Annotated in this window: 7 protein-coding genes; 6 read left to right on the top strand and 1 reads right to left on the bottom strand. The window is 74.7% G+C overall.

Annotation, left to right across the window (positions count from 1 at the left end; all coding sequences use genetic code 11):
- Positions 1-2,504 (top strand): M4 family metallopeptidase (locus ACZ7MY_RS35840; RefSeq protein ID WP_499608528.1); only part of this gene is annotated, 2,504 nt, incomplete at its 5' end.
- Between the two features lie 73 nt (positions 2,505-2,577).
- Here ACZ7MY_RS35840 and ACZ7MY_RS35835 read toward each other — a convergent pair.
- The gene (locus ACZ7MY_RS35835; protein WP_499608526.1) at positions 2,578-3,513 is read right to left on the bottom strand and encodes a hypothetical protein; all 936 of its coding nucleotides are present in this window, start codon (positions 3,511-3,513) and stop codon (positions 2,578-2,580) included.
- A gap of 151 nt (positions 3,514-3,664) precedes the next feature.
- Between ACZ7MY_RS35835 and lepB the strand changes: the two genes are divergently transcribed.
- From lepB to ACZ7MY_RS35810, 5 genes are all read left to right on the top strand, one after another.
- On the top strand, positions 3,665-4,414 hold the full coding sequence (gene lepB, locus ACZ7MY_RS35830) for a signal peptidase I (protein WP_499608525.1): 750 nt from the start codon (positions 3,665-3,667) through the stop codon (positions 4,412-4,414).
- 130 nt (positions 4,415-4,544) lie between these two features.
- Positions 4,545-5,324, top strand: a complete 780-nt coding sequence (locus tag ACZ7MY_RS35825; RefSeq protein ID WP_499608523.1) for an IclR family transcriptional regulator — start codon at positions 4,545-4,547, stop codon at positions 5,322-5,324.
- 846 nt (positions 5,325-6,170) lie between these two features.
- Positions 6,171-7,280 carry a PP2C family protein-serine/threonine phosphatase gene (locus tag ACZ7MY_RS35820; protein WP_499608520.1) on the top strand — a complete coding sequence of 370 codons (1,110 nt, stop codon included), beginning with the start codon at positions 6,171-6,173 and terminating at the stop codon, positions 7,278-7,280.
- 59 nt (positions 7,281-7,339) lie between these two features.
- Entirely contained in the window at positions 7,340-8,824 is a 1,485-nt protein-coding gene (locus ACZ7MY_RS35815; RefSeq protein ID WP_499608518.1) for a SpoIIE family protein phosphatase, read from the top strand.
- A 393-nt stretch (positions 8,825-9,217) separates the two neighbouring features.
- The gene (locus tag ACZ7MY_RS35810; protein WP_499608517.1) at positions 9,218-10,213 is read left to right on the top strand and encodes a helix-turn-helix transcriptional regulator; all 996 of its coding nucleotides are present in this window, start codon (positions 9,218-9,220) and stop codon (positions 10,211-10,213) included.
- Positions 10,214-10,222 lie beyond the last annotated feature (9 nt).

The following is a 10,222-nucleotide window of genomic DNA, read 5'->3' as shown; positions in this document are numbered from 1 at the left end:
CCCACAAGGACGGCGAACGCACCGTCACCGGCACCTCCGGCACCTACTTCACCGCCCTCGACCTCGACACCACCCACCCCACCCTCCCCGCCCCCACCGCCGTGGAGCGTGCCGTACGGCAGGTCGAGGACTCGCTCGCCCGCGGCCCGCGCCCCACCGCCGGCGGCGGGGCCGCCGCGTCCTCCCGTCCCGCGGACGGGGCCGGCCTGACCGGCACGGACCGGGGGCTGACCGTGCTGCCCAACGGCAAGGGCGTGCTGGCCCGCCACGTCACCGTGCGCGGCACCGACCCCGCCACCGGCGCGCCCGTGGTCCAGGAGGTCTACGTCGACGCCGCCACCGGGGTGCTCCGCTACGAGGCCGGGGCGCTGCGCACCCTCACGGCCGCGGCAACCGCCAACGGCGCTGCGAGGAACGGCACTTCGTCGGCGTCCGGCACGCCCGCCGCTCCCGCGGGCGGATCGACGGAGGTCACCGGCAGCGGGAGGCTGCTGAACGGCGCGACGGTGCCGCTGAACCTCACCAAGGACGCCGCCACCGGCCAGTACCTGCTGCGCGACAGCGCGCACATGGCCGGCAGCAGGAGCCACAACGTCATCCAGACCTGGGACGGCTCCAGCCTCTGGTGGATGGACCTCGACGAGCGGTGGCCCGAGGGCGCCGTGCCGTTCGCGATGCCGACCACGAAGGCGCCGCAGGAGATGACCGACAGCGGCGCGGTCGACGCCCACTGGGCGGCCGGCAAGGTCTACGAGTTCTACCGCGGCACCTTCGACCGCGACAGCCTCGACGACAAGGGCATGGCCCTCAACTCCCTCGTCGGCGTCACAGCGGAACTCGGCTACCCCTGGGTGAACGCCTTCTGGGACGGCAGCAAGATGGTCTACGGCACCGGGGACGACGAGTACCGCTCGCTCGCCTCCGACCTGGACGTCGTCGGCCACGAGATGACCCACGGCGTCGTCGAGCACACCGCCGACCTGGTCTACGCCGGCCAGTCCGGCGCCATGAACGAGGCCATCGCCGACTACTTCGGCAACGCCATCGACGTCACCGTCAACCGCACCCCGATGACCGACCCCGACGCCGGCCTGATCGGCGGCGACCTCTGCCGCACACTGGCACCGAAGGACTGCGCCTTCCGCGACCTCAACGACGGCGCGGACACGGGGGACTTCCTCAGCATGCCGCTCGGGTCGCGCAGCGACCAGGGAGGCGTCCACCTCAACTCGCACATCTTCGGCGGCGCGCTGTGGGACATCCGCGAGAGCCTGGGCGGCGAACTCGCCGACAAGATCGTCTACAAGGCGCTCACCTCCTACATCACCCCCCTCGACGGCTTCACCGAAGGCCGTGACGCGGTCCTCGCCGCCGCCAAGTCGCTGCACGTCAAGGGCGACCGCATGGCGAAGGTCAAGCAGGCCTTCGACACCCACGGCATCGTCCCCGGCTGGGAGAAGGCCCTCGGCCTGGACAGCGACGTCCTGCTCGGCCGCCTCGGCACCCTGGAGACCGGCGTCGCCAACGACATCGGTCCGGCCACGGGCGGTGGCTGGTGGGCGGTCCCCCGCTCCAGCGCCGACAGCGCGGCCCCGTACTCGGTGTGGACCGGGCGACTGGACGGGAAGGGCAAGGCCCGTCAGGTCTCCCCGGAGGACGGGCGCTACCACCTCAGCCCCGTCACCGACGGCAGGCGCGTGGTGTGGCTCGCCGTCGGCGACACCTACGACCTCATGTCCGCCCCCGTGACCGGCGGCCCGGCGAAGCGGCTCTACAGCACCTCCTCCGCCTGGATCGGCAGCCTGAGCATGGACGGCGACACCGTCGCCTGGTACGAGAACGGCGACGAGGGCCGCACCACCCTGCGGTACCTCCAGGGGTCCGACCCCGTCCCGCACACGGTCCCGCTGCACCGCCCCGACGCCACCACCGCCGGCGCCGACGTCCGGGCCGAGTTCCCCTCCGTGAAGGACGGGCGCATCGCCTACACGGTCAGCGGCTGGTGGGGCGACGACCCGGACCACCGGCGCGCCGCCGTCGACGTCTTCGACACCCGCACGGGCAGGACCTCGCTCGGCACCCCGAGCCGCGCGGTGTGGACCAGTCGGCCCGTGGCGACCGGCTCCGGGGTGTACTGGCTCGCCGACGCGGACCCCTACGACGCGGGGCAGCCGGCCCTGCGCCGGAGCGGCCTCGACGGCTCGGGCACGAAGGACGTGATCCCGGAGACCTCGACCGCGGCCCTCGGGGCGTGGACCCTGACCGCGTCGGACACGGCCGTCACCCTCACCGTCGACCCGCTGTACCCGACGGACCTGCCGTACCTGGACACCAGGCTCGTCCAGTTCACGTCGAAGGGTGCCCCGCTGGGCCGCGTCTCGTGCGCCCCGGGCCGGCAGACCTACGCGGTGGCCGCCACCGGTGGCCGGGTGCTCTGGCTGGACACGACCACCACGTCCTTCGACCTGGTGACCCGCTCCCGCCCGGCGGGTGACTGCGGCTGACCGTACGCCGGGTGGGCCGGGCCGGGGTCCCGGACTCCGGCCCGGCCCACCCGCACGCCCGGCTCGGGCTCCGTCAGCGCGGCATCGGCAGTTCGACCAGGCCGGCGAGTTCGGCGCGGGTCGCCGGCCGCAGCGTGGACAGGACATGGCGGGCGGCCGGGAGCCCGGCCTCGCCGGACCCCTGCAGGTACACGGTGACGACCAGGCCGTCGTGGGGCAGCCGGAGTTCACGGGTGGGGTGGTCGCCGCCGTGGAGGACGAGCAGGCGCCCGCCGCCGTCGTCGCGGCAGTGGATCTCCTGGCCGAACGGGACGGGGCAGCCGCGCGCGTCGACGCGCCGGGTGTCGTATCCGGCGCGTTCGACCCGGAGGCCGAGCGCCGCCGAGCCGCCCTCGTGGGCCGCGCTCTCGTAGCGGGCGCCGAAGCCGTCGGCGCTCGCGCCCCCGACGCGCAGTACGTAACCGGGCGGCGCGTCGCCGACGCGCAGCAGGGCGTGGTCCACGCGGTTGGCGCTCAGCCACGCGTCGAGGGTGGGCGGGCGTGCGGCGTCCCAGGCGGCGTACGCGCCGCCCGCCGCGAGGACGACGGCCGCGCCCAGCGCGGTGAGCCGGGCCCTGGCGCCGGGCAGGAAGAACGCGGCCGCGAGCGCGTGACAGGTACCCCCGGCGGGGAGGAGCACCTGGTACCCGAGTTCGCCGACGTGGTGGAGCACCACCACCACGGCGAACGCCCCGGCGGTGCCGAACGCGTGCACCCCGGCCGTCCAGACCGCCAGACCCGCCGTCCGGCGGGTGAGCGGCACGACGCCCCGGGCGGCCCTGCCCAGCGCGGCGAGCAGCGCCGCCGCAAGTGCCGTGGTGCACGCGAGCGCGGCGGCCAGGACCACCGGCCTGCCGAGGAACAGCGCGACGAGCACCACCTGGAACTGCACGGCGGTCAGGGCGCAGCCCGCCAGCCAGACCGCCGCCAAATGCCCGCCCACGGCGGTGGCGTCCTTCTTCCCGATCATGTCCTGTGACCACGCGCGAGCAGGCGCTCCGGTTCCACGCCCGCCCGATCCGGGACCGCCGGCCGCGGGAAGGTGAGGGCGGGAACTCCTGATCGTTCAGGTGTACGGGCACGTACCGCGCCCGACGTACCGACACCGTGAAGGAGCAGCCATGACCGCTGGGGAGGACGGCCGGACGGGTGTCCGCGACGACGCCGGGGAGGACGCGCCGGGGACGGCGGCCCGCCGTGGACGGCCCCGGAAGGCCCGCGGGCAGCGCCCCTGGTGGCAGGAGTTGCCGATCCTCGTCGTCGTGGCGCTGGTCATGGCCCTGGGGATCAAGACCTTCCTCGTACAGGCCTTCTCCATCCCCTCGGGCTCGATGCAGAACACCCTGCAGGTGGGCGACCGGGTGCTGGTCGACAAGCTCACCCCGTGGTTCGGGGCGACACCGCAGCGCGGCGAGGTGGTCGTCTTCCGCGACCCGGGCAACTGGCTGGACGACCAGCCGCAGCCGGCCGGCGGCAACGTGATCACGAAGGCGCTCGCGTTCGTCGGACTGGCGCCCTCCTCCGACGAGCGGGACCTCATCAAGCGCGTGATCGCGGTCGGCGGCGACACCGTGGACTGCGAGAGCGGCAAGCCGGTGACGGTGAACGGGAAGCCGCTGGACGAGCCGTACGTCTACCCCGGCGCGACGCCGTGCGACGACCTGCCGGTCGGGAAGGTCACCGTCCCCGCGGACCACCTGTGGGTGATGGGCGACCACCGCGACGCCTCCCGGGACTCGCGTGCCCATGTCCAGGAACCGGGCGGCGGTTTCGTGCCGCTGGACGACGTCGTCGGCCGCGCCTTCGTCGTCGCCTGGCCGGTGCCGCGGTGGTCCACGCTGCCGGTGCCCCCGACCTTCGACCGGTCGTGACCTGCGGCGCCACCGCCCCGTACGGCAAGGGCCGCCTTGCTTGACCCCTCGCTGCACGCCACCGACAGTGGTGAGGTGCCGTTGCGGGAGCGCTTCCCGCCGCGCGAGGACGAGAGAAGGCGATGCGGCCATGACCGCTGATCGCAACGGGGCGGCAGGCGGTTCCGTCCAGGTGGTCCAGAAGTCGGCCCAGATCCTGGACTGCTTCTCGGTGACCACCCCCCGCCTCCAGGCCTCGGAGATCGTCCGCAGGACCGGCCTGCCGTCCTCCACCGTCGCGCGCATCCTGCGCACGCTCGTCCGCGAGAACCTCCTCCAGCGCGAGGGGACCGCCTACAGCATCGGCCTGCGGGTGATCGCCTGGTCCGCGGCGGCCAGCGCCGCGTCGGACCTGATCGCCAGGGCGAGACCGGTCGTGACGGCGCTGCGCGACCACTGCGGCGAGTGCTGCGGCCTGCAGGTCCGGCAGGACGGCAGGCGGATCACCGTGATCTGGGCGCAGTCGACGCACTCGATCGTATACCGGGGCCACGAGGGCCAGGTCATGCCCCTGCAGCCCAGCGCGGCGGGCAAGGTCTTCATGGCCTTCGACCCGGAGGTGCTGGCCCTCGTCCTGGACGAGGGCCTGACGGCCAGGACCCCGCGGACCGTGGTGGACCCGGCGGTGCTGCGCGGGCAGCTCGAGGAGGTGAGGGAGCAGGGCTGGGCGTTCTCCGAGCAGGAGCTCGAACCGGGCCTGAACTCGTTGGCCGTCCCGGTCCGCTCGGGCGACGGCCGGGTGATCGCCGCGGTCAGCGTCGGGGGGCCGTCCCACCGCCTGACCCCCGCCCGGGCCAAGGACCTCGCGGCCCAGGCGATGGAGTGCGCGTTGGCCATCGCGGAGGGCCGGATGTGGGGGGGCCGTGCCTAGCCGGGCCGTGTCGTCACCTGCCCCCGGCGTCATCTGGGGGAGCCACCGGGCCCGCCCTCCGGGACGGTGGGGGCCCCTCCCGGCGCGAGCCGGGGAGCACGGGTGAGGGCACGGCCCGGGCCGCATCCTCGGAGCGGCCCGACGCCCCGCGCCGCGGACCGGCCCGCGCGGCGCGCGCACCCTGCCGGCGGGCCCGGAGGCCGTTCGACGAGCGCGACCGCGTCGCGCATTACCGTCCCCGCGTCCCGGCGCCGACCCGGTTGCCTTGACGATGCCGAATGCGGGTCGCACAGTGGATACCGCATTGCGGCAATGGCTTCCACGATGCGGCAAGGTGAGGACGGTGGGGCCATGATCCACACGAGTCCGCGCACCACCCGGCGCCCGGACACAACCGGTGCCGGACCTGCTCCGGCGCACCTGGCACCCGGCGATGCCGGACGCCCCGTCACGTACCGGCGGCAGCCGGTGTTACCGCCCGACCCGCACGGTTCCGCGACGGCGGCCGTGTCCCGGGCCCCCAGCGCAGGCCGCCCCTGAACGTTCCGGCCGACCGGCCGGATCCCCACCGGGCCGGGTGACGTCCCGTCCGTCCGCAGGTGCGTGGTCAGGCGTTCCCACCGTGCCGGAGGGCGCACGCGTACCGCACGCGTCCCGTCCGCGCCCGGCGTACGACCACCCGCAGGACCCCCCATGAACCTCTTCTCTTCCCCCGTCCCGGCAGCAGCGCGGGCAGGGCACCGCGTCCGCCCCTCGGGAGCGCGCCTCACCGGCGGACGGGGGAGGCACCTACGGCACGCCGGCCGGGCCGGCGAACGCCTCCCGAGGGCGGGCATCCGCACGCAGATGTCCCTCCCGGCCGGACTGATCGCGGCGATCACCCTGGCCGGGTCGTTCGCGCCCGTGGCCATCCACCTGTCACCACTGCTGGTGGCCGCCCCCACCTCGACGGCCGCGTTCGCCCGCGCCCGGTTCACCGCGTGCGTCGCCCTGGTCGCCAGTGCGGCGATGCTGCTCGTCGACCGCCACGACGGGCTGCTGCACTCGTCCGTCCTGCCCATCCACATCGGCGCGCTGCTGGCGGTCTCCGGTTTCGTCATCGCCGCGCGCACCCTGCACGACCGTGACCTGAGGGAACTCAACGAGGTGCGGGCGGTGTCCGAGGCGGCGCAACGGGTGCTGCTGCGGCCGATCCCAGCCCGCATGGGGCCGCTGCGCATCGCCTCCGTCTACCGCGCGGCCGCCGCGCACGCCCTGGTGGGCGGGGACCTGTTCGGCGCCACCCGGACCGACCACGCGACGCGGTTCCTCATCGGCGACGTGCGCGGCAAGGGGCTGCCGGCCGTGGAGGACGCCTCCGCACTGCTGGGCGCCTTCCGCGAGGCCGCCCACCACCACGACACGCTGCCGGAGCTGGCGGCCTCCCTGGAGCGCAGCGTCGAACGGCACCTGGCCCAGCTGGCCGAGGCCGACCCCGAGGCAGGTGAACGCTTCATCACCGCCCTCCTGGTGGAGGTGCCCGACGGCACCGACGCCGTGCGGGTCGTCAGTTGCGGTCATCCGCCGCCGCTGGTCCGGCAGGACGGCCGGGTCACCGCCCTGGAGGCGCACCGCCCCGCACCGCCCTTCGGGCTGGCGGGCGACACCCCGGACGACTTCCACCTCGACACCTTCGACTTCGGCGCCGGGGACACCCTCCTCCTCTACACCGACGGCGCCATCGAGGCCCGCGACGCCTCGGGCGGCTTCTACCCCCTGTGCGAACGGGCCGGCACCTGGGACTGGGAGGGTCCCGAAGAGCTGCTCCGGCAGGTCGGCGACGACCTGGACGCCCACACCGGACGGCGCCTCGACGACGACCTCGCGATGGTCGCGGTGCAGCGCCCCTCGGTGCCGGGCAGCGGCCAGGGCCCGCCCTCCCCGCGGTCGCCCCATCCGGCGGAGGCCGCCCCGTGAACGGCGGGCGCGCGGTGGCGCCGGAGGGACGCACCGGTCACGGAAGGACGCTGGCGAGCATGATCTCGCTGCACGTCCCGTGGGGCCTCGGCCCCCTGCTGCTGCTGTGCTACCTCGGCGCGGTCTGCGCGGTGCAGCTGGAGGCGTCCGAGGGCGGTCTGGTCCGCTGGTCGCCGTACTCGGAGTTCGCCCCCCTCGTGGCCGCCGCCCTGCTGCCCGTCCGGCGCACCCTCGTCATCGGCGCCGCGACGCTCGTCGCCAGCGTGGTGATCTACGGCTTCGCGATCCGCGGGGTGTCGGCGGGCGGCCGGACGGTCGTCATCCTGGCGGCCGTGCTCTCCGTCGCCCTCAGCCTCGTGCTCTGCCGGGCGCGGCTCTGGCTGCAGCGCAGACAGTGCGCGGCGGCCGGCGCCTGCTTCACCGGGGATCCCGACGCCACGACCACGGCGCACCCCTTCGAGGGCGGCGGCATGAACGCCCCGACGGCCACCGGCGACCTGCTGGTGACGGCACTGCCGGGGTCGGCCGCCGTGGAGGTCGTCGGGCGCTGCACCACCCCGTGCGACCACTCCGGGCCCAGCGCCCACTGGCTCGACGCCATCCCACTGCCCGGCGCCCGGGTCGCGCTCGTGGCGGGCTCGGTCTCCGCGGAGGTCGGGACGGTGACGGGCGCGGCGGCCGCCGAACTGCGGGCGGCGGTGCGCACGCTGGCCGACATCGACCTCCAGCCGGAGGAACTGCTCACCCACCTCGACGACGTTCTCGGGCGGCTGCGGCCCGCGGGCACCGGGGTCAGCGCCGCCTGCCTGTACGCGGTCTACGACCCGGTGTCCGGGCGGTGTTCGCTCGCCGCCGCGGGGCACCCGGCGCCCATCGTCGTCACCCCCGACGGCGAGGTCACGACCATCGCGCTCCCGCCGTCCCGGCCGCTGGGCAAGGCACGGCCCTCCTCCGGGGCCACCGAGGTGGAACTCCCCGCCGGCAGCCTCCTGCTGGTGCACACCGGGACCCGCCCGGGCGAGCCGGCCGACGAGGCCCTCCTGAGCAGTCTCGCCCGCACCGGGGAGAACCTCCCCTCCCTCGAGACCGTCTGCCACACCGTCCTGCGCGCCCTGCCCGAGGCCGACCGGCCCGGCGCCGCGGTCCTCGCCGCGCGTACCCGCACCTTCGGCAGCGGCGCCGTCGCCACCTGGGACCTGACGCCCGACCCCGCCGCGGTCGCCAACGCGCGCAAGCACGTGGCGGGCAAGCTCGCCGCCTGGGGCCTTCCGGACGCGGCCCAGACGACCGAGCTCATCGTCAGCGAACTCGTCACCAACGCCATCCGCTACGCCCATCCGCCGTTCCGGCTGCGCCTGATCCGCCACGACAACGGGCTGACCTGCGAGGTCTCCGACAGCAGCAGCACCACCCCGCACCTGCGGCGGGCCCGCACCCTCGACGAGAGCGGCCGGGGGCTGTTCATCGTCGCGCAGCTCACCCAGCGCTGGGGCTGCCGCCACACCGAGGACGGCAAGACCATCTGGGCCGAACAGCCCTGCTGAGCCGGCTCCGCCGGTGCGGCGCGAAGGCGCGGGCCGGCGAGCCGGACGGGGTGGCCGGCCGAAGCGGTCGAGGCGTGGCGCCGTCGATCGCCGGGCCACACGGCGGTCGCACGCCCGGGGAGGCCGCCGTACCGGCCGTCCCCCGGCGCACGGTGAGGTCGACGCGAACGTCGTGCCCGGCCCGGATGCGGACCGTGCTGCGTTGCTCGACCGCGTCCCCGACCAGGAGCACGGCGCACGGCGCCGCCCGCGGCCGCGCACCCCGGAAAGACGAAGTACCGAGGGGAACGCTGACATCCGCTTCGCCGGAATGACAAGATGATCGCAGGGCGACTTCCCGTCAGGTGACGGGAGTACGCCACGTGAAGAGAGCGCGAAGGCGGACCACGGACCATGCTCGAATCCATCGGCCTGAGCCGGCAGGACGAATCGGTGTACGAGGCCCTCGTGCGCAGGGTGCACGCCACGGTCGCGGACCTGGCGCACGACTGCCGGCTGCCCGCTCCCGCGACGCGCCGCAGCGTGCGGTCGCTGGTCTCCCTCGGGCTCGCCGTGCGCTCCACGGGGCGCCCGGTCACCTACGCCGCGGTCTCCCCGGACAGCGCGCTGGAGGCGGTACTGCGCGACAGGGAACGGGCGTTGAACGACGTGCGCTCCCATGTCGCAGGCCTGATGGACCTCTACCGCGCGGGCACGCGCTTCGTGAACCCCGGCGAGCTGGTCGAGGTCGTCTCGGGACGGGACGACGTCAACCGCCGCTGGGCGCAGCTGCAGCAGAGCACACGCACGCAGGTGCGGGGCTTCGACCGGCCGCCGTACGCCTCGCACGAGGAGCACACCGAGCCCAACCCGATCGAGCTCGAACTGCTCAAGCGCGGCGTCGCCTACCGCGTCATCTACGACAGCACCGTGCTCGCCCTGCCCGGCTGGCTCGCGGACGTCACCGTCGGCGTCCGGCACGGGGAGCAGGCCAGGGTCGCGGCGGGCCTGCCGATGAAGCTGGCGATCTCCGACGACCGGCTCGCCATCATCCCCCTGCTCCGGCCCGGCGACCACGCGGTGACGGCCTCCTACCTGATCCACCCCTCGCCCCTGCTCGACGCGCTCATCGCCCTCTTCGAGACGTTGTGGGAGCGCAGCGTCCAGGTGCGCCTGCCGGCGACCGGCGCCTCCTCGGTGCGGCTGGAGCAGGCGCCCGACGAGCTGACCGCCGAGGAGGCGAAACTCCTGACGCTGCTCGCCGCGGGCGCCACCGACAAGTCCGCCGGCCGCGCCCTGGGCTGGAGCGAACGGACCGTCCAGCGCCATGTCACCCGGCTCATGCAGCGCTTCGGCGCGCAGACGCGTTTCCAGATCGCCATGGAGGCCACCCGACGCGGGTGGATCTGACAGGTCGGG

The sequence above is a fragment of the Streptomyces sp. NPDC111520 genome (assembly GCF_055635295.1).
Note: the sequence above shows the minus strand (reverse complement) of the source record. Positions and strands in the feature narration are given on the sequence as shown.

What these genes read in the sequence shown, in the direction of transcription:
- ACZ7MY_RS35835 (WP_499608526.1), bottom strand. Translation starts at nt 3,513, where the DNA reads ATGATCGGGAAGAAGGACGCCACCGCCGTGGGCGGGCATTTGGCGGCG.
- lepB (WP_499608525.1), top strand. Translation starts at nt 3,665, where the DNA reads ATGACCGCTGGGGAGGACGGCCGGACGGGTGTCCGCGACGACGCCGGG.
- ACZ7MY_RS35825 (WP_499608523.1), top strand. Translation starts at nt 4,545, where the DNA reads ATGACCGCTGATCGCAACGGGGCGGCAGGCGGTTCCGTCCAGGTGGTC.
- ACZ7MY_RS35820 (WP_499608520.1), top strand. Translation starts at nt 6,171, where the DNA reads ATGTCCCTCCCGGCCGGACTGATCGCGGCGATCACCCTGGCCGGGTCG.
- ACZ7MY_RS35815 (WP_499608518.1), top strand. Translation starts at nt 7,340, where the DNA reads ATGATCTCGCTGCACGTCCCGTGGGGCCTCGGCCCCCTGCTGCTGCTG.
- ACZ7MY_RS35810 (WP_499608517.1), top strand. Translation starts at nt 9,218, where the DNA reads ATGCTCGAATCCATCGGCCTGAGCCGGCAGGACGAATCGGTGTACGAG.